This is a genomic window from Wolbachia endosymbiont (group A) of Cephus spinipes (assembly GCF_964026895.1).
Classification (GTDB): Bacteria; Pseudomonadota; Alphaproteobacteria; order Rickettsiales; family Anaplasmataceae; genus Wolbachia; species Wolbachia pipientis.
Genome location: NZ_OZ034713.1, coordinates 72835 through 91930, shown reverse-complemented (window position 1 = coordinate 91930; position 19096 = coordinate 72835). Strand labels below are relative to the sequence as shown.

At 35.3% G+C, this 19096-nt stretch carries 24 protein-coding genes; 17 read left to right on the top strand and 7 right to left on the bottom strand.

Translation table 11 applies throughout. The features are described 5' to 3' along the window. Window positions 1-30: 30 nt before the first annotated feature. Window positions 31-1560, bottom strand: a complete 1530-nt coding sequence (locus tag AAGD59_RS00475) for a UDP-N-acetylmuramoyl-tripeptide--D-alanyl-D-alanine ligase (protein ID WP_015589396.1) — start codon at window positions 1558-1560, stop codon at window positions 31-33. A gap of 183 nt (window positions 1561-1743) precedes the next feature. Here AAGD59_RS00475 and AAGD59_RS00470 point away from each other — a divergent pair, with 183 nt between their 5' ends. The 7 genes from AAGD59_RS00470 to mdh are packed head-to-tail and all read left to right on the top strand — an operon-like array spanning window position 1744 to window position 5570. Continuing rightward, window positions 1744-2523 carry a hypothetical protein gene (locus AAGD59_RS00470; protein ID WP_015589395.1) on the top strand — a complete coding sequence of 260 codons (780 nt, stop codon included), beginning with the start codon at window positions 1744-1746 and terminating at the stop codon, window positions 2521-2523. Window positions 2524-2539: 16 nt separating this feature from the next. Then, window positions 2540-2797 (top strand): hypothetical protein, encoded by a 258-nt coding sequence (locus AAGD59_RS00465; RefSeq protein WP_006279579.1) that lies wholly within the window; start codon window positions 2540-2542, stop codon window positions 2795-2797. Window positions 2798-2800: 3 nt separating this feature from the next. Then, complete coding sequence (locus tag AAGD59_RS00460) at window positions 2801-3169, top strand: HIT domain-containing protein (RefSeq protein WP_015589394.1); 369 nt, start codon at window positions 2801-2803, stop codon at window positions 3167-3169. Window positions 3170-3187: 18 nt separating this feature from the next. Continuing rightward, window positions 3188-3541, top strand: a complete 354-nt coding sequence (locus AAGD59_RS00455; RefSeq protein WP_006279576.1) for an NADH-quinone oxidoreductase subunit A — start codon at window positions 3188-3190, stop codon at window positions 3539-3541. Window positions 3542-3544: 3 nt separating this feature from the next. Further along, on the top strand, window positions 3545-4051 hold the full coding sequence (locus tag AAGD59_RS00450) for a NuoB/complex I 20 kDa subunit family protein (protein ID WP_006279574.1): 507 nt from the start codon (window positions 3545-3547) through the stop codon (window positions 4049-4051). Continuing rightward, window positions 4044-4616 (top strand): NADH-quinone oxidoreductase subunit C, encoded by a 573-nt coding sequence (locus tag AAGD59_RS00445; protein WP_007548576.1) that lies wholly within the window; start codon window positions 4044-4046, stop codon window positions 4614-4616. The genes AAGD59_RS00450 and AAGD59_RS00445 overlap by 8 nt, the downstream gene beginning before the upstream one ends. Before the next feature lie 3 nt (window positions 4617-4619). After that, a complete protein-coding gene (mdh, locus tag AAGD59_RS00440; protein ID WP_265027901.1) occupies window positions 4620-5570 on the top strand; it encodes a malate dehydrogenase in 951 nt (316 codons plus the stop codon). A 27-nt stretch (window positions 5571-5597) separates the two neighbouring features. On the opposite strand, the gene AAGD59_RS00435 is transcribed toward mdh, so the two are convergent. Genes AAGD59_RS00435 through AAGD59_RS00425 form a run of 3 tightly spaced genes read right to left on the bottom strand, consistent with a single transcriptional unit; the run spans window position 5598 to window position 7460 of the window. After that, window positions 5598-6365: a TatD family hydrolase gene (locus AAGD59_RS00435; RefSeq protein ID WP_006280340.1), complete on the bottom strand. Its 768-nt coding sequence runs from the start codon at window positions 6363-6365 to the stop codon at window positions 5598-5600. Beyond that, window positions 6362-6850 carry an RNA pyrophosphohydrolase gene (locus AAGD59_RS00430; RefSeq protein ID WP_006279569.1) on the bottom strand — a complete coding sequence of 163 codons (489 nt, stop codon included), beginning with the start codon at window positions 6848-6850 and terminating at the stop codon, window positions 6362-6364. The genes AAGD59_RS00435 and AAGD59_RS00430 overlap by 4 nt, the downstream gene beginning before the upstream one ends. Further along, window positions 6843-7460, bottom strand: a complete 618-nt coding sequence (locus AAGD59_RS00425) for an AAA family ATPase (RefSeq protein ID WP_141456671.1) — start codon at window positions 7458-7460, stop codon at window positions 6843-6845. Before AAGD59_RS00425 ends, AAGD59_RS00430 begins: the two co-directional genes overlap by 8 nt. 173 nt (window positions 7461-7633) lie before the next feature. Between AAGD59_RS00425 and rsfS the strand changes: the two genes are divergently transcribed. The 9 genes from rsfS to AAGD59_RS00380 all read left to right on the top strand — a co-directional run bounded on the left by rsfS (window position 7634) and on the right by AAGD59_RS00380 (window position 14660). Beyond that, entirely contained in the window at window positions 7634-7951 is a 318-nt protein-coding gene (gene rsfS, locus AAGD59_RS00420) for a ribosome silencing factor (protein ID WP_015589391.1), read from the top strand. After that, entirely contained in the window at window positions 7942-8181 is a 240-nt protein-coding gene (locus AAGD59_RS00415; RefSeq protein WP_041573543.1) for a hypothetical protein, read from the top strand. The genes rsfS and AAGD59_RS00415 overlap by 10 nt, the downstream gene beginning before the upstream one ends. Window position 8182: 1 nt before the next feature. Then, window positions 8183-9433 carry a tyrosine--tRNA ligase gene (tyrS, locus tag AAGD59_RS00410; protein ID WP_007548582.1) on the top strand — a complete coding sequence of 417 codons (1251 nt, stop codon included), beginning with the start codon at window positions 8183-8185 and terminating at the stop codon, window positions 9431-9433. Between the two features lie 963 nt (window positions 9434-10396). Continuing rightward, window positions 10397-10726, top strand: a complete 330-nt coding sequence (locus AAGD59_RS00405; RefSeq protein ID WP_007548583.1) for an SWIM zinc finger domain-containing protein — start codon at window positions 10397-10399, stop codon at window positions 10724-10726. An 862-nt stretch (window positions 10727-11588) separates the two neighbouring features. Then, on the top strand, window positions 11589-12170 hold the full coding sequence (gene ruvA, locus AAGD59_RS00400) for a Holliday junction branch migration protein RuvA (protein ID WP_141456674.1): 582 nt from the start codon (window positions 11589-11591) through the stop codon (window positions 12168-12170). Continuing rightward, the gene (gene ruvB / locus AAGD59_RS00395) at window positions 12167-13147 is read left to right on the top strand and encodes a Holliday junction branch migration DNA helicase RuvB (protein WP_015589389.1); all 981 of its coding nucleotides are present in this window, start codon (window positions 12167-12169) and stop codon (window positions 13145-13147) included. The genes ruvA and ruvB overlap by 4 nt, the downstream gene beginning before the upstream one ends. A gap of 77 nt (window positions 13148-13224) precedes the next feature. Continuing rightward, a complete protein-coding gene (locus tag AAGD59_RS00390) occupies window positions 13225-13464 on the top strand; it encodes a hypothetical protein (protein ID WP_265027900.1) in 240 nt (79 codons plus the stop codon). A gap of 195 nt (window positions 13465-13659) precedes the next feature. Further along, window positions 13660-14037: a hypothetical protein gene (locus AAGD59_RS00385; protein ID WP_242049553.1), complete on the top strand. Its 378-nt coding sequence runs from the start codon at window positions 13660-13662 to the stop codon at window positions 14035-14037. A gap of 116 nt (window positions 14038-14153) precedes the next feature. After that, window positions 14154-14660: a DNA-3-methyladenine glycosylase gene (locus tag AAGD59_RS00380; RefSeq protein ID WP_141456676.1), complete on the top strand. Its 507-nt coding sequence runs from the start codon at window positions 14154-14156 to the stop codon at window positions 14658-14660. Between the two features lie 21 nt (window positions 14661-14681). On the opposite strand, the gene purF is transcribed toward AAGD59_RS00380, so the two are convergent. From purF to AAGD59_RS00365, 3 genes are read right to left on the bottom strand one after another with little or no spacing between them, the layout of a single operon-like run. After that, on the bottom strand, window positions 14682-16067 hold the full coding sequence (purF, locus tag AAGD59_RS00375; protein ID WP_341812927.1) for an amidophosphoribosyltransferase: 1386 nt from the start codon (window positions 16065-16067) through the stop codon (window positions 14682-14684). Between the two features lie 25 nt (window positions 16068-16092). Continuing rightward, complete coding sequence (gene rodA, locus AAGD59_RS00370; RefSeq protein WP_174516924.1) at window positions 16093-17196, bottom strand: rod shape-determining protein RodA; 1104 nt, start codon at window positions 17194-17196, stop codon at window positions 16093-16095. Between the two features lie 53 nt (window positions 17197-17249). Beyond that, entirely contained in the window at window positions 17250-18716 is a 1467-nt protein-coding gene (locus AAGD59_RS00365) for a proton-conducting transporter membrane subunit (protein WP_015589384.1), read from the bottom strand. Window positions 18717-18780: 64 nt separating this feature from the next. Here AAGD59_RS00365 and AAGD59_RS00360 point away from each other — a divergent pair, with 64 nt between their 5' ends. Continuing rightward, window positions 18781-19095, top strand: coding sequence for an NADH-ubiquinone oxidoreductase subunit NDUFA12 family protein (locus AAGD59_RS00360; RefSeq protein ID WP_007548590.1), 315 nt, complete (start codon window positions 18781-18783; stop codon window positions 19093-19095). The last annotated feature ends 1 nt before the right edge of the window (window position 19096 follow it).

Here is a 19096-nt window from a genome sequence, read left to right as displayed (position 1 = left end):
TGTTACTGTAAATTAATACAATGATTTCGCTTAATATTTTATTACGAATTCCCGTACAATAAGATCCATTTTCATTCCTCGTGAGCCTTTAACTAGAATTGCGTCATTATTCTGAATAATGTTAGCTAAATCACTTTTCAATTGATTAGAATCATTAAAATGCGTGCCTCTTATATTATCTGGCAAAAGCTCATGCAATTCTAACATAAATTTACCAACTGTATAAACTTTATCTATATTATTTTCTGTGATAATCTTAACCAAATCTGTATGAAACTCTATGCTTTCATCACCAAGTTCCAACATATCACCAAGCAAAGCTACTTTTCTCTGATTAGAATATGTACTCAAAGTTTTTATTGCAGTTTTCATCGAAGCAGGGCTGGCGTTATAGGAGTCATCAATTAAATGTATATATTTTCTATTGTATTTGATCTTATGAATATTGCCTCTACCTTTCGCTACACTAAAATTCTTAAGTGCAAGTGGTAATTTTGATAAATCAAGTCCGAGGCTTTGCACAACTGCTGCAACAGCAAGTAGCGAATAAGCAAAATGCTCACCTTGTACACGTAAATTACAGTTTATAATTTGATTATCACTCAGCCTGATTTTTAAACTTAATCTATTAGCAACTCGGTTTGATGTCATTCCAGCGCGTGACGCTGGAATCCAGTCTTTATTATACAACCGTCTGATATGCTCATTTGCAATTGAACTTCCTGGATCCAAGTAGTCAAGCACTGGGATGACAGAAGATAGTGCTGAAATGACAGAAGATTCATCGTTTCTTATTAAGTTTAGTAAACAAACTTCAGCATTTTTATCTTTACCGAAGCTTATTACATTTCTATTGGCGTGTGATGAGAGATAATCATAATATTTATTATCTCTGCTTAAAACCAAAGTACCGTTATTTTTCATACCATACAGAATTTCTAACTTCGCTTGTGCAACGTCAAATAGTGATGAAAAATTTTCAGTATGTGCAGGTTCGATGTTGGTAATAACTGCAATATTTGGATTACTAATCTTTGATAATTCTTTTATTTCACCAGCTTTATTCATTCCCATTTCAAGGATTAAGTACTGGCAGTTTTTTGGAGCTTTTAGAATTGTCAAAGGCAACCCTATATTATTATTTAAGTTACCTTCGTTTGCATGGGACACTCCATATTGCGATAAAACAGTGTGTAGCATATCCTTTGTAGTGGTTTTTCCGACACTGCCTGTAACTGCAATAACTTTAGCGTCAATAAGAACATTTCTAATGTAGTATGATGCCATATCGTGCAAAGCTTTCAGGGTATCTTGTACAATAATGAGAGGGAAATTTTTATATTTACCCTCACTTACTATTGCAGCGACAGCCCCTTTTAAAAACGCTTCATGCAAAAAATTATGGCCATCAAAATTCCTTCCCTTGAGTGCAATAAATAAATCACCTTTTTTTATGCTTCTTGTGTCCGTTGAAATATTTGAGCTATGTATCCAATTACAACCATTTACGTCTCTTCCGCCAGTTGCATCAATGATATTATTTGTGTTCCATTTAAACATAATTTAGAGTATTCTTTATAATAAATTGAACAATAAAAGTAGCGAGAATACTACATGTTTTAGACAATGTGCAAATAATGGTTGCAATCCCTATAATTCTATCTTATAATGGATATAGAAGTTTAAATTTTTTCGTCTATAATTAAAATGTATTTAGTTATAGAAAGTACCTTGGAGGTATGTATGTTAACAAGAGAAAATGAAAAATCTACTTCTATACTAGCTAAAGTTGGTAATGCAGCTTCGGGAGTAGGGAGTTTTCTGGGTAGAGGTGTAAAAGTCCTAGTCAAGGGTGCAATATACCCTATATGGCCAAAGAATTGGTTTAAGTCCTGGGATGAAATGCGGCACGACATAAAAAATGGCGGGCGTTCTATTATTGGCAACCCACATGAAGAATATGATCCACCCATAAAAACCACACAAGCTAGTAAGGATCTTGGCGTACAAATAACAGAGCAAAAGAAAGGGACAGGAAAGGTAAGTTTTTTAGCATCAAGGACTCTTACGGGAGATATACCTTATTTGAGCCCAGAGCAATTAGATAAAATAAAAAAAGATTTACCGAATGTAACTATTTTTAGAGAAGAAAATAAAATTGTAATTGAAGTTGATGTTAAAAAAATAATTGAAGACATTAAAACTGACTCTAAAAATAAAGGAAAGAGTCCAGAGGAGATAAAAAAGCTTGCTCTTCAAGGAATTGCTGATAGCATTAATGGCGACCTTAAGAAGCTGGCAGGAATTACTGGTGGAGAATTTAAAATTCATACAGACTTAAAATTGCTGAATGGTATTGCAGAAAAATTGTATAAGGAATATGATAATCAAAAGCAGTCATCAGACAAAGTTGTGAAGTCTGATGTTGGTCAGCCTTCAGAAACTATAGCTTCAGGTGAGAAAAAATGGGCGCAAGAAGCTATAAAGCCAGGTAAGTCGCAAAGTTGTGGAATGCAAAAATAAGTTATAGGGGAGTATTATGAGTGAAGCTAAAAAAATAGAGGAAAGACATCATAGTCTAACTGTTCCTGGGGATATGTATCACTTACAACCAGGAGTTATTACTGGAAAAAGGGTAAGTGGAATAGAACCCTTTTTGAAAGAACAGCAGGACATGGTAAAAGTAAGGGAACTTGTAAGCTCTTTAAATCTTGAAGATGCTTCTGGTGAAGCGATAAAACCACTATCTACACCTAATGTAGAGAAAAACGAAGAAAGAGGGAAAGGTCGCTCTTAAAATATGAGCAATGAAGTTTATGATAGCGATAACATCTTTGCTCAAATATTAAGAGGTGAGTTACCTTGTGAGAAGGTACATGAAAATGAAAATGTACTAGCTTTTCATGATAAGTACCCTGACGCACCAGTTCATATTTTAGTTATACCAAAAAATCAATATATTTCATATGATGATTTCATTCTAAAAGCTCCTGAAGAGGAAATAGCGGATTTCTTCAAAACTGTAAGAGAGATAGCACACAAATATAATCTAGAAAAAACAGGATATAGATTAGTCACTAACTACGGTGAAAATGGAGAGCAGGTTGTACCACACTTTCACGTGCATATTTTAGGTGGTAAAAAGTTAGGAAAGCATGTAAACTCATAGTGTTATATGTTTTGTTAAATGAGCGAATATTTAACCATAGTAATCTTTATCTGCGTATCAATTGTAGTATCTTTTGCTTTAGGTATATTGCCTATGTTTCTTGCAGTGAGTAAGCCAGATGGTGAAAAGCTTTCCACATATGAGTGTGGCTTCAATCCACTATCCAGTGCAAGAAAAAATTTTGACATTAAATTTTATCTAGTTTCAATATTATTTATAATATTTGACTTAGAAATTGCTTTTCTTTTTCCTTGGGCTGTTTCTTTATCTAAGATAAGCTATGGTGGATTTTGGTCTATGATGGTATTTCTTGCAATACTCACTATAGGTTTTATCTATGAATGGTGTAAAGGTGCATTAGAGTGGGAGTAGTTTATGACAAATCAAATTCTATCTAATGATGACTGGGGTCGTTATAAAAAAGAAGGGTTTCTTGTCACTAAATTTGGTGATTTAACAGATTATGTAATGAATTGGGCAAGGTCTGGTTCATTGTGGCCAATGACATTTGGTCTTGCATGTTGCGCAGTTGAGATGATGCATACTGCATCCAGCCGTTATGATCTTGATAGATATGGTATAATGTTTCGTGCAAGCCCACGTCAATCAGATGTGATGATTGTTGCTGGCACACTAACTAATAAAATGGCAGCAGCATTGCGCAAGGTTTATGATCAAATGGCAGACCCGAAGTATGTTATTTCCATGGGAAGTTGTGCAAATGGTGGTGGTTATTACCATTACTCTTATTCAGTGGTCCGAGGCTGTGATAGAATTGTGCCAGTTGACGTGTATGTCCCTGGATGCCCACCAACCGCTGAGGCGTTGCTATATGGAATGCTATGCCTACAAAACAAAATAAAACGGACTCGGAATGGATAAAACTGCAAAGTATATACAAAAAAAGACCAAATGCGAGTGCATTCAAAAAGATGATGGCATTATTGTAATATATTCAACTTTAGATGAAATTGAAAAGCACCTATTCTTTCTACGTGATGATGAAAAGTGTAGGTTTGAACTATTAGTTGATATTTTTGGGGTTGACTATCCAAATAGAGAGAAGCGTTTCGAGCTAATATACAATCTGCTCAGCATTGTGCATAATATTAGAGTACACATAAAGCTTCAGTTATGTGAAAGCGACATGCCTCCAAGTGTAGCGAAGATATTTAGTACGGCTTTGTGGTTTGAGCGTGAAGTGTTTGATATGTATGGAATAGAGTTTTCTGATCACCCTGATTTGCGTAGGATTCTAACAGACTATGGATTCAAAGGTCATCCAATGTTAAAAGATTTCCCTCTCACTGGTTATGAGGAAGTAAGATATGATATAGAGACAAAAAAGGTTGTGTATAATCCTATAGATTTACCGCAAGATTTTCGTATGTTTGATAGCTTATCGCCTTGGGAAGGTAAAACCATAAAAGTAAATACAAAGGAGTAGAAAATGACAGTACAAAGAAAAAAAATATCTTTAATCGGTGCAGGAAATATCGGTGGAACTCTCACCCATATGATTGCACTAAGGGAACTCGGTGATGTTGTTTTACTTGATATTAGTGATGGAATACCACAAGGTAAAGCACTCGACATAGCAGAATCATCCCCTATTGATGGATTTAATGTCAATATTACTGGCACAAATAGGTATGAAGATATAAAAAACTCCGATGCAATTATAATAACCGCTGGCATCGCTAGAAAACCTGGAATGAGCAGGGATGACCTCCTGCAAACCAATGCTAAAGTAATGAAGGAGGTTGGCGAAAATATTAAAAAATATTCTCCAAACGCGTTTGTAATAGTGGTTACCAACCCTTTGGATGCCATGGTTTCAGTGGTGCATAAATTTTCAAACCTTCCAACTAATATGATTGTTGGCATGGCAGGAGTGCTTGATTCTTCCCGTTTTCGTTACTTTCTTGCAAGTGAGTTAAATATCTCAGTTGAAGATATATCTGCTTTTGTGCTTGGAGGACATAGCGACACTATGGTACCACTAATCAATTGTGCTTCAGTTGCTGGAGTTCCACTTACTCAAATTATCGATATGGGTCTTATCACACAGAAAAAAGTCGATGAAATAGTTGAACGCACTCGCAATGGCGGTAAAGAAATAGTTGATCTGCTTAAGTCTGGATCTGCATACTACGCTCCTGCATCTTCAGCTATATGCATGTTAGAATCATATTTAAAAGATAAGAGGCGCATATTACCATGTGCTGCTTACCTTAATGGTGAATATGGTGTAGAAGAGTTGTTTATTGGTGTTCCTGTAATTATTGGAAAAAACGGAATTGAAAAGATCCTAGAAGTTAAAATGAATGATAGTGAACAAGAAATGTTTAATAAGTCTGTAAACTCGGTGAGAGAGCTGGTGAAATCTTTAGGTTCATAAGCAAATTAATGGTTTTATAGAACTTCTTTATAGCTCAAACAGCCTAAAAAAGTTGCTTGTGGTTACCTTCGCTACTTGTTCTGGTGACTCATTCCACAACTCTGCCAAACAATCAACAACGTATTTCACCATTGCTGGTTCATTCTTTTTTCCCCTATAAGGCTCAGGTGATAGATATGGTGCATCAGTTTCGACTAAAACACGCTCGCGTGGTACATTTTGTGCAATTTCTCTGAGTAAGCTCGCATTTTTAAAAGTAATAATTCCAGAAAATGAAATACATAACCCCAAATCTATAGATTGATAAGCAAGTTCTTTAGAGGAAGCAAAGCAGTGCATTACTCCACTAAAAGCACCGGCTTTCATTTCTGACCTTAACATATCGATCATCTCATTATCAGCGCTTCTTGTGTGAATAACTAAAGGTAGTCCAGTTATTCTTGACGCTTCTATATGTAATGCAAAACTTTTTTTCTGATTGTCTTTGTTGTCAGATTTATAAAAATCTAACCCGGTTTCACCGATACTAATTACCTTTTGGTTCTTGGTAAATTCAACTAATTCATCAACATGTATACACTCACCATTTTCTATAGCAGCATCAAGCGGATGTATACCAACAGAGGAGTAGACCTGATCATAGGATGAAGAAATTTTTAATAACTTAGGAACATCGTCAATGCTTACGCATATGTTATGCAAAACCTTTACACCATTTTGCTCTGCCCTTGAAATTACTTTTGGTATTTCATCGTCAGAAAAATAAATCAAGTGGCAATGAGAATCTACTATCATGAGCTTATTGTTGAGGCTTTTATTATAGAAGAAAACTCTTCTATCACTGTTTTATAAACTTCTTTTTTAAATGATATAGCACTGGCTACTAAACTATCTATACCTTGCCAACGCCACTCTTTGAACTCTGGATGACCAGTATAATTAATATCAATGTCCTCATCCTCTCCGCAAAACTTCATTAAGAACCACCTTTGCTTTTGACCAGAATATTTTCCATTCCAGCATATTGGTATAACTTCTTCAGGCAAGTTGTAGTATATCCAATCCTTGCTTTTAGTTATAACCTTTACTTTATTAGTACCAACCTCCTCTAGCAACTCACGTAACGCTGCTTGTTCCAGTTCCTCACCATCATCAACACCTCCTTGTGGCATCTGCCAGTAAGAATCGCTATCAAAGCGTTTTCCAATAAAGGCATGTCCTTGTCTGTTAAATAGCATTATGCCAACACAAGGACGGTACTTATCTTTCTGCTCAACCACGAGTACGCTCTGTTTTTAAATGATTTGTTACAGAAGTTTTAATTAATTTTCCATTTTTTTCTTTCTTCATCTCTTCAACAATTTTCTTTGCAACTTCCTTTGCACTCAAGTTCGAGTTATCAATTTCAAGCGAACCCTCAGGTATAAATAGCCTTTTCCCTTCAATTTTCTTTATAGCAAAATCCGGATCAGTAATTTTATTTTCCTGATATCTCTCTTCTGATTGGACACGTCTTACTAGTTTTTCATTATTACAATGTAATACTACAGAAAAAATTTCCATGTCCATTTTTTTACTTAAATTTACCACTGAGTTATATAATCTTTGGTCATAGGGATCACCCTCTATCAATTCATTTGTAAATATATAATGTTTTGATTTTACGTAGTGTTTTTCCAGTATTGCTAATACATTTTCCCTAACTGCAAAAATTTTTTCCCATAGGTCATCTGGAACTTCAGCGTTTTGTAATTTAACAATATCAAATATAATATTATTGAATAGATTATTGCTTACTATCACCGCATCAATGATTTTACACAGTTCCTTTGCAGTAGTAAACTTACCACTACCTGGAAAGCCGATTAAGTAGATGAGAGTCTTGCCCATAATGAATACTAGTAAAAAGCTATTCTCAATTATACATAAAAGTATATACATTGTACATGCTAAAAACATGATGATAAAATAGATGCAGGTAACACCTTTTTAACGGTTGAAAATAGTTCATATTTAGAAATTTTGAGTATATAATTATAAATGAATCATATAACCTGTAAACAATGCTTAGCGATATGAAATCGATAAGAAGTACAATTGAAGAGATAATAGATCAAAATAAAGGTCATGATATAGTAACTTTTGATGTGCAGAATAAAACCGTTATTGCAAAATATATGATTATTGCATCTGGTGATTCAAGCCGTCACGTTAAAGCTTTAGCTGAGCACGTAATAAAAAGCCTCAAGCCACATGATAAAATAGATGTAGAAGGTATGGATGAAGGCAATTGGGTGGTTTTGAATTTTCAAGGCATAATGGTTCACATATTCAGGCCGGAAGTAAGGGAGTATTATAAAATAGAAGAGTTATGGAATTGATTATCCAGATAGCTGGTACACAATTGCACAAACGTTGTAATTTTGAAGGCAACTCCTGCACAGGTAGTGGTGTCATGAAAGTAGCTGACACTGGAATCCAGTTTTTCATGCAATTTCATCGAAAACGTTGTATAGTGTGCTTGTTTATAATTAAGTTCCAGTGTCTGGGCACTGGCTTCTCTATTAGGGTTACCTTCAGCATTAATGACAGGATAGACTGGGGTTTATAAAATGAAACACGCATCTGAATTTTTAAATTTCATCCAAGAAAGAGGGTACCTATACCAATGCACAAACATTGAAGGACTAGATCAATTATTATTGCAGAGCAATTATATAGTTGCATACATTGGGTTTGATTGCACAGCACCAAGTCTTCATGCTGGTCACCTAATTCAGATTATGATGCTCTGTCACCTACAAAAATTTGGTTATAAGCCGATAGTCTTACTTGGAGGTGGCACAACAAAAATTGGTGACCCATCCTTCAAAGATAAAGCAAGAAGCATCTTGCCTGTAGAGAACATCAATCAAAATACATCCAGTATAAGGAGAATATTAGAGAAAATGGTGTCTTTTAATGACAGCAAGACTGGTGCAATGATAGTAAATAACGCAGATTGGTTGGATAACATAAAATACATAGATTTTTTGCGTGATATAGGAGCTTATTTTTCTGTAAATCGTATGCTAAGTTTTGATAGTGTGAAAACCAGGCTGGATAGAGAGCAAACCTTAAGCTTTCTGGAATTTAATTACATGCTATTGCAAGCTTACGACTTTATTGAATTAAACAAAAAATATGATTGTCGTCTGCAGATTGGAGGGTCAGACCAGTGGGGAAATATAGTAAACGGAATTGAACTTGGAAAAAAGTTGAATTTACCTGAGCTATTTGGCCTTACCATGCCTCTTTTATTAAATGCACAAGGAAAAAAAATGGGCAAAACTGAAAGTGGAGCAGTGTGGCTTGATGATAATATGCTAAAGCCTTACGACTACTGGCAATATTTTCGCAACGTTGATGATCAAGATGTTGGACGTTTTTTAAGATTGCTCACTGATGTGCCAATTGATGAGATTAGAAAATTAGAGTCTTTAAAGGATCAAGAAATAAATGAAGCAAAAAAGGTCTTGGCAACAGAAGTGACAAAAATATGTCATGGTGACAAAGAAGCGGAACTTGCACAATTTGCTGCAATTTCTGCTTTTGAGAATGAAGATAGCTCACTACTTCCTGATTACATCATAAAAAAAGAACAAGTTGCAAGCGGCATATCCTTAGTAGACCTACTACATGACACCGGTTTTGAACCTTCAAAAGGCGCTGCAAAGCGTTTAATACAGGGCAACGGATGCAAGATTAATGATAATGTTGTAAACAATATTGATCATGTAATAAATTTCGAAAGCTTTAAAGATCAGCCATTTATAAAATTATCTGCAGGAAAGAAACGCCATATAAAAGTTGTGGTAGATTAGGTCTCGAAGTAAGAAAACAAATTTTATACAAGTGAGAAATTAGATATGGAGCAAATTTTCAAAATTCGAGAATTATGTATAAAACAACTGGAAAGATAGTAGAAAGCGAAATTCTATTATATATAGCTAAAGTGGCTTAGGTTTACCTACAATTTGAAAAACAACAAATTCGTCATTCCGCTACTCATTAGCGGAATCTATACCGCGAATGAATCCATAACTGTACGGACATTGCAATTTGGGCCTACCAGGAGGGCAATGCCTCTTATCCAAGTACCCTCTTCTTGTCATCCCAGTGTCAAGCACTGGGATGGCTTTGTTGCATCGCTAGCTATAATGGATTAAAGATAAAAAAGGTGGAGAATATCAGTAGCTTATTATTCTGGTATTTATAACAAGAACGGTCAGTGAATACCTAAATTTGAGTAAAAGAAATTTCACTACCACTCACTAATCCGGCTAAAATTCAAGAATTTCAATGCTTTAGCTATTTTCAATAGAATTAAATTTATTAATATAAATAATAAATTACTATTCTTAAATTTGATCAGATTGATTGCAAAAAAACAAGATTTTCAATAGGTTGCTTATAATCCTAATTATAGTTAGCCTTTCATAAGTAGCGATGCAACAAAGCCCACTGGGATCCAGGAATTTTATTAAGTTGGTAAGTATAAAAGTAGCCGTTTTATGTTAAAACACAACGTTCTTGATGAGATTACGGCAAGGCTGGATTCCAGTGTCAGCTACTTTCATGACACCATTTGCTGTGCAATTTACCTTCAAAAATGAATGTTCATACAGTTATGGAATGAATCGCGGTATGACGTAGGGAAACCTTTCTTGAGTTAGCTATAGCACTATAAAATTGTCCGCAGGGCCATATAAAAGTTGTGGTGAGTTAATAAATTTTTATGGAAGAAAGGATATATTAGAAAATTGAGGGTTTTAAAGGAGGTAAAAATGAGACTGTATTATAAAGATATCACAGGTCTTATCAAAGAACCCTACCGCTCCAGAGGAAGGGATTATTTTGACAAAAGAAAGGTACAGATTATATCTGTTAATGAATCTCAAGCTAAATCAAAGGTAGTTGGATCAAATGTATATCGAGTAACACTAAAGCACGATGGTCCTCTTTTGAGTGGAACATGTTCCTGTCCTGCATTTGTGTATTATGGTCCATGTAAGCATATGGCTGCAACAGGTTTTGCTTTGGTTGCACTTGATAGAAAGGAGTATCGATCGTCTGCGCGCCCAGATGAACAGACTCTCTTTGAAAGGTTTTACTAAGAAAAACAAAGCAAGAGCTAATTTCAATAATTACTCGTTCCAGTAAACATTATCCTGAGATTTTTGAAGAACTAGAGGATAAAGAATATGAGCAATTTATTCAAAGTGAACTTTCAAAATCCGAGAATTATGTATAAAACAACCGGAAAGATGGTGAGATCAGGTAATCTATGGCTAAGACGTCATACCGCCGCGGTATCTCTTAGCCGCTAACACGTAGCGGGATGACGAGATGCCACCACGAACCGTCATACCGCGCGATTCATCCGCGGTATCTCTTAGCATAGATCCCGCTAACAAGCAGCGGGATGACGGTTGTCGTTTAGCTATAAACATTAAGAAATTTACCAAACGAAAAAAAAGGCAAAAAAAGCCCCATGATTGGCTAATTACTTACATTATACTTTCAAGTATGGCGTTTTTTTATTCTAAACACTTAATAACCGCGATTCAGCTACTTTTAAACCGCAACTAATCTAAATTATAAACGTTAAGAAATTTACTAAACAGAAAAAAAGGCAAAAGAAACCCTAGGGTAGCTAGTTATTCACTATCCATTTTTTAAGTTGGCGTTTTTTTATGTTTTAAACGCTTTATAAGCGCGTTTCAGCTTATGTAGGTAGAAATTTTATAAGACATAAGGTGCACATAGTGCAAAAAATTAAACATGATACGCCAGATACGTGAGTTTTTTTGTCATTTAATCTGTACAGAGAAGATAAATAAATAGCTTCAGTGTTTATGATAAGGGGGCTGGCGGAGTTTGTCAAGTGGTTTTTTAGCCACGTTTCCCTGTTATAATGTTCGTTTGCTTGACCTAAGATCCGGGAGTATTTAAACTGAACTCTATATAGTGTTAAAAATGATAGGAAATCTAAGCGGAATAGTTGATGAAGTGCGCAGTGATCACATAATCCTGAATGTGAATGATGTTGGCTATATGGTGTATCTTTCAGCCAAAACTTTAAGTGCTTGTGCAATTGGAAGTAGAATCAAATTACTTATCGAAACCTATGCAAATAACAGAGAAAACACTACTCAGCTATATGGTTTTATAAGCGAAGAAGAACAGCAGTGCTTGAGGTTGCTTGTCAAAGTAAGCGGCGTTAGCTATAAAACTGCAATGTCAATTTTGAGTAAATTAACTCCAGAACAGCTATTTTTGGCAATTATGAATGAGGATAAAGTAGCACTCAAGATGAGTGGACTTGGCCTGAAACTCATAAATCGAATCATCACTGAATTGAGTGGCAAAGTGAGTAAACTAGAAATAAATAACAATAACTTTAATCCAATTAATGAAGATGCCCTTTCAGCATTGATCAATCTTGGATATGAAAAAGTGAAAGCTTATGATACGATAAAGAAAATACAAGACAAATCGTCAAATCTGGACACTAAGGATATTATTCGCATAGCGCTTAAGGAGCTTTCAATACTATGAAATCAATATCGTGCGGTAAAGAATATACTGAAGATGTGCGCAATATCAACATCAGGCCTGAGCAACTTGATGATTTTGTCGGGCAAAAAGACTTAATACAAAATTTAAAAGTGTTTATAAACGCTGCACAGACGAGAACTGAAGCCTTAGATCACGTCTTATTATACGGTCCTCCAGGACTTGGCAAAACAACTTTAGCACAAATTGTCTCTAAAGAATTAAGGGTCAGCTTCCGCGCAACTTCTGGTCCATTGCTCAGTAAAGCTGGAGATTTGGCCGCAGTGCTTACCACTTTAAATGCAAAAGATGTCCTATTTATCGACGAAATCCATAGATTAAATCGCAGCATCGAAGAAGTTTTATATACTGCTATGGAAGATTTTTGCTTGGACATATTAGTAGGTGAAGGTCCATCTACTCGCACTTTAAGGATAGATCTACCACCATTTACGCTAATTGGAGCAACTACACGGCTTGGATTACTTTCTGCGCCACTCAGAGATCGTTTTGGCATTCCTTTGCATCTTGAGTTTTATTCTTTTGAGGAGCTAGTCGATATTATAAAAAGAGGCGCAAGAGTTCTTTCTGCTGAAATTGAAGAGGGTGCTGCACGGGAAATTGCCTGCCGTGCGCGCGGTACTCCAAGAATTGCTTTGAGGTTACTCAGAAGAATAAGGGATTTTGTTGAAGTGAAAGATGATAAAAAAATCACTTATGAAGTCGCTGATTCTGTATTACTAAAATTAGGTGTAGATAAAATGGGACTCAATAAACTTGATATGAATTATCTAAGATTTTTATTCAACACTTCAGGCCCTGTTGGAATTGACACCATATCTATTGCGCTATCCGAAGATGTTGGCAATATTGAAGAAACAGTAGAACCTTATTTAATCAAAATTAGTTTTGTAAAGCGCACACCAAGAGGGCGCGTTCTAACCGATCAAGCAAAGGAGTATTTGAGCTTTCAACATTAAACGTCATAATTTATATTGACTAATTGAGATAATGCTCGTATGTTGACATTTGTGTATTAAGGATAATGGAGGCATATATGTTAGATAGTAATGAAACTGTATCTTTGATTGTTGATCAAAATATTGCTGCTGGTAGCGTATCTGGGTCAATACCGAATAAGGATAAATGTAGGTACGTCACTCTTGATGATGAAGAAACATGGAAGAGGTTCTTTGTAGATCAGAACAACCCTTCTACGAATACTACTAATAAAGTAATAGTGAAACCTCATGTTCATAAGAATAGCGATGGTATGTATAGATATACTGCTGAGTAGACCAAATATCATGGTCGGGAAATTGTAGGCAAAGCTGCTAAACAAATTGAAGAAGAGATATCTAAAAATATTGATGCAAAGCTTATAAAATTAAGAGAAACTAAAAATATAGATAACAGTGTTAAGCCTGTCATAAGAATTGCGCTGAACGATTATATAAAAGAAGTAAACTTGCATGATATTCTAAGTGGTAATATGTGCAAAAAGTACGATGTAAAGACAGTTACGTTGCTACTACCTGACCAAAAAACAAGGGGGGTACGTTGCCAAATTGATAAGGATGGGGCAAGAATTTATGAAGTGGCTAATGGATCATATCAAATGGCTCTAAAGTGGTATGTTGATGGACAAGAATGCAAAATTAAAATCCTCATTAGTGATGATGGTACTATAAAGCCCATCGAGGGTAATGGCGTAACTGAAGAACAGTTACGTGCAAACCAAGAAGTAAAAGTGGGAAGGCAATATGAAGCAAAGCCTTTACATGAAGCATTAGCATCACAATTGCCACAAACACAATTACAACAAAGTTCTGAAGAAGTAAAATCTTGGAGCAACTTTCAACAGATGTAACAGAGAGCACAACACAAAAGCATCAAGCTCCTGCTGCTCAAATGAGTAAGTAAGAAAAAACAAAAGTAATAATTAGTATAAGTTGCTTGCACCTGCAAGTAACTTATACTCTTATAATGAGCAACATAATACTACCAAGAAATTTCTACGAGCGGCCGACCTTAACTGTAGCTGGAGAGTTATTGGGAAAAGTCCTTAAATTTTCTAACTTTAGTGGAGTAATAACCGAAGTTGAAGCCTATATAGGAATGAATGACCCAGCTTGTCACGCGGCAAGAGGCTATACTAATCGAACTTCAGTAATGTTTGGTATGCCGGGATTTTCGTACGTATATTTTATATATGGGATGTACTATTGTCTAAATATTGTAACAGAAGCAGAAGGATTCCCAGCAGCAGTGTTAATACGAGGATTAAAGCTCATTGAACCGCTTGAAGCAAATTTAGGTGGGCCAGGAATATTGTGTAAAAGATTAAATATTACAAAAGAACATAACAAACAGGACCTTACTATAAGCCACAAATTTTGTGTTTATGAATCTCACCTCAAACCAGATTATATTTGCACCCCGAGAATCGGAATTAGTAAAGGCCAAGAGAAATTTTGGCGGTTTAAGATCTGAGCTCCAGTGATCTTACGTAGATTATTTGCCAATCGGATAATCACCAGTGAAACAAGCATCACAATATTGTGGTGTAGCATTGTTACGCACCTCTCCTTTAACAGCCTGATATAGTCCATCAATACTCAAGAAGGCTAGGCTATCTACTCCTATAACTTCCTTAATTTCCTCTACAGATTTATTTGCAGCAATTAAATCTTTGCACTCTGGTGTATCTATTCCATAAAAACAAGGATGCTTAATTGGTGGGCTTGAAATTTTGAGGTGAATCTCTTTTACTCCTGCATCCTTTAGCATAACTATTATATTTGTTAACGTACTACCACGCACTATACTATCATCTATTAAAATTATGTTTTTACCTTTCAAAGTGTGCTTATTAGCATTGAATTTTAATTTTATTCTAACTTTACGTACTTCAGCGGTTGGTTGTATAAAAGTTCTTCCTATGTAATGATTACGAATTATTCCCAGTTCCATAGGTAATCCTGAATGCTTTGCATATCCAATAGCTGCAGGTATTCCAGAATCAGGTATTGGTACAACCATATCTACATTGTTTTTTGGTGGGCTCTCTTCTGCAAGTATTTTTCCTATTTCTTTTCTTATATCATATATGGACCTATTCTCCATTATGCTATCTGGTCTTGAAAAATAAACGTATTCAAAAATACAAAAACTTGATTTTTGCTGTGGGAAAGGAAATGCTGAAGCTAGATTACCATTTCGATCAATGGTGACTAACTCACCTGGTTCTATTTCTCTAACAAACTCTGCATTTACTATATCAAGAGCACAAGTTTCAGATGCAAGAACGTAAGAACCGTTTAACTTTCCTAAAACAAGAGGCCTGATTCCAGACGGATCACGTACTCCAATAACTACTTCTTGATTGATTGCCACAAAAGAATAAGCACCTTGTATTTGCTTTAATGCATATATAAAACTCTCTAAGAAGCTATCTTTTTCACCGCTTGCTGTCAGATGCACTACTACTTCTGTATCAATATCTGACTGAAAAACGCACTCTTGTTTAATTAATTGTTTGCGTATCGGAGAAATATTAATTAAATTACCATTATGTGCTATGGCAAAATCCCCAAATTTGCCACTTTTGCCAAACATGGGCTGCACTCCAAATTTACTACCACTTGTTGAGTATCGAACATGACCTATTGCACAATCTCCAGGTAAGGATTTCTTTATTTCATCTATATCATCAAATACGCTGCTCACTTGACCTTGAAAGTGATAAGAGTGCAGCTTATCGTTGTTACTGGTTGCTACGCCAAAAGACTCTTGACCTCTATGCTGCAAAGCGTGGAGAGCAAGTATAGAGTTAAAAGCAGCACTTTGGTTGCAACTTATGCCAAATACCCCACACTCCTCACGCATTTCATCTAGCATAAAAACTATTAAGTAAAGTTTAATTTTACTTTAGCATAGGTAAAATACAAGCATTTTGTTGTTCATCTGCTTTTATTGCCAGCAATAATCCTATGCATATCAAGCTTGCAGCAGTTGTACTTCCTCCATAGGAAAGAAATGGCAATGGGTCGCCTATCACAGGTAAGAGGCCCATTGTCATTCCGATGTTTATAAAAAAATGAGCGCTAAAAAAGGCGAAAATGCCGATAGATAACGACTTAGAAAAATAATTTTTCGACCTATAAGCGATAGAGAAAATTATGCCAAGTAATGAGGTATAAAGCAAAATTAAAGCCATGCTACCTAAAAAGCCCCACTCCTCACTCAGCACTGCAAAAGCAAAATCTGTACGCTTTTCCGGCAAAAATCCAAGTTGAGTTTGACTTCCGTTAACAAAGCCCTTACCAAGCAAACCTCCTGAACCAATAGCTATCTGAGATTGCTGCGCATTATAACCTATCCCAAGTGGATCCACTGATGAATCCAAAAACGACAATATCCTTTGCTTGTGATAAGGACGTAAAAAAGGCCAAATAGCCGGTACTGCAAAAATGCCAAGCGTTCCACATATTACCGAATGAGATCTTTTTATTATTGCTGTGAATATAATTGATATCCCTATAAATAACATTATCACAGCTGTGCCTAAATTAGGTTGCTTTAACACCAAGAACACGGGTAAGAAAATAATTATAAGTGCCTTAAGCAATATTTTAAATTCCATCATTTTATATACACTCTGCTTATCAAAATAGCGAGCAAGCGCAAGTATTAAGCCTACTTTTGCAAATTCTGATGGCTGCAAACTAATTGATCCAATTCTTATCCACCTTGTTGCACCCATTATGTGTGAGCCAAAAAAATTTACTGCTAATAGCGAAATCGCTGCTGCTATATAAAAAAAGTAGGCGTACTTCAAGTAAAAATCTAGCTCTATGAATGACATAGCTATAGCGAATAGGAAAAAGAAGGAGAATATGACCAGTTGGTGAATCGCAAATGGCACCCACTTTCCTCCAGCAGAAGAGTATTGAACAACAATGCCAACGCAAAACAGCGCTATCACGTTAATGACTAACAACCAATGAATCTTCTTCAGCCTATCCACAATAAAGACCTTATAACCTTAAAGTATAGTAAAATATGAAACAAAGATAAAAATCAAAAAACCAACTTCTCAACTACTAACCGAATTGAAGTACTATATATTCCAGTTACTACTGTTAAAGCTGCCATAAACAATAGACAGAAAAGCATAGGAAATGGCACATCATTAATTTTGTCCGGTGTCATTCCAGTGCGTGACGTTGCATCATTTTCAAAATACATTTTCTCTACCATCTTCCACATATATATCAATGCAAGGAAAGAGCCAGCAGCAAATGTTACAAGGGAAATCCACGCATGAGATTCGATAATTGCTTTCATTATATACCACTTGCTTATAAAGCCATTTGTTAAAGGCATACCGATTAATGCTAAACTGAATAGAGTGAACGCAAGTGCTGTATAAGGCATTGATTTCTTGAGTCCCGATAAATTCTCTATTTTTGTTGTATCAAATTTGTAAGAAATACATCCTGCAGCCATAAATAAAGATGTTTTTATTATGCTGTGGTTTACTATGTGAAGAATTGCTGCAAATACACCTGTTTTTGAGTTAAAACTCAGTGCTAAAATTATATAACCAATTTGGCTAATACTAGAGTGAGCAAGCAGTCTTTTTATGTCTTTTGCGGTTATTGCAAATATCGACCCAAATACAATAGCGCAAAGTGCGAGGATAATTATCACATTGTCCAGTAGCGGCTTAAACAAGAAAAAATTTTGATGAAAAACAGTATAAAAGATTCTGATGAAAACATATATCATCACTTTTGTCACTGTGCCTGAAAAGAATATGCTAATGAAACTTGGCGCCTCACTATATGCATTAACCAGCCACCTGCTTAATGGAAACAGTGCCATTTTGATTGAGAGACCAACAAAAATGAACAACGTGCCAAGTTTTATGATGTTGTTATCGTATAATGGAACTATTCTTTCAGCCATGTCAGACATATTGAGCGTTCCAGTCATTGAATACAAGAGCCCGATGCCAAATAAATAAAATGTTGCACCTATTGTTCCACTAATTAGACATTCAAATGCTGCAACCAAGGCTTTTTTATCCCTTCCCATTGAAACTAATACATAAGAAGAAAGAGATGAAATTTCCAAGAAAACGTAAAGGTTAAATATGTCGTTTGTTACTAGAATCCCGAGCAGTCCGCTTAAGCACAGTAGAAATAGAGAGTAAAAACCAGTGATTTTGTTTTTGCTAATCTCTTTTTCGTTAATATAAAAGCTATAAAGCACACTAATCAGCGCTATAAAATTCACTAGGGTTAGAATTAAGGAATTTAACACGTCGATTCTTAACTCTATTCCATACGGAGGAGCCCAATTTCCAAGGTGATAAGTTATAATTTCACCTTTATATGTTTTAATGAGTAGTATTGATGAAATGATAAGAGTGATTGTTGTTGCAATAAAAGAAATAAACCAAGATACCTTGTGTTTCTTGGCAAGAAAGCAAAACATTGATGCAATTATTGGGATAATAACTTGTAAGATTGGTAATTGCATTAAATTGTTGTTAATATATCGTTAAAGTATTAGTATATATAATACTTTTTGTTTTAATACCCTTATGTTATCTAAAATTTGTAATGCAATAAAACGCCTATTACGAAGAGAAGATAAATTTGTAGGAAGAGATGAAAATGGAAATTCTTACTATGAATCAAGTAAAGGAAAAAGGTGGGTTATGTATAGCAGTGTTTCTGAGCCTACAACAGTGCCTCCGGAATGGCATATATGGCTTCACTATACTGATAATGTAGTACCAGTTAATAATAAAAAAAGAAAAGTAAAACATACTCCTAATTTAACGGGTACAAAAGATGCATACTATCCAAACCAAAAAGTGAAAAATTACTATAAAAGCTGGAGTCCTGATAACTAAA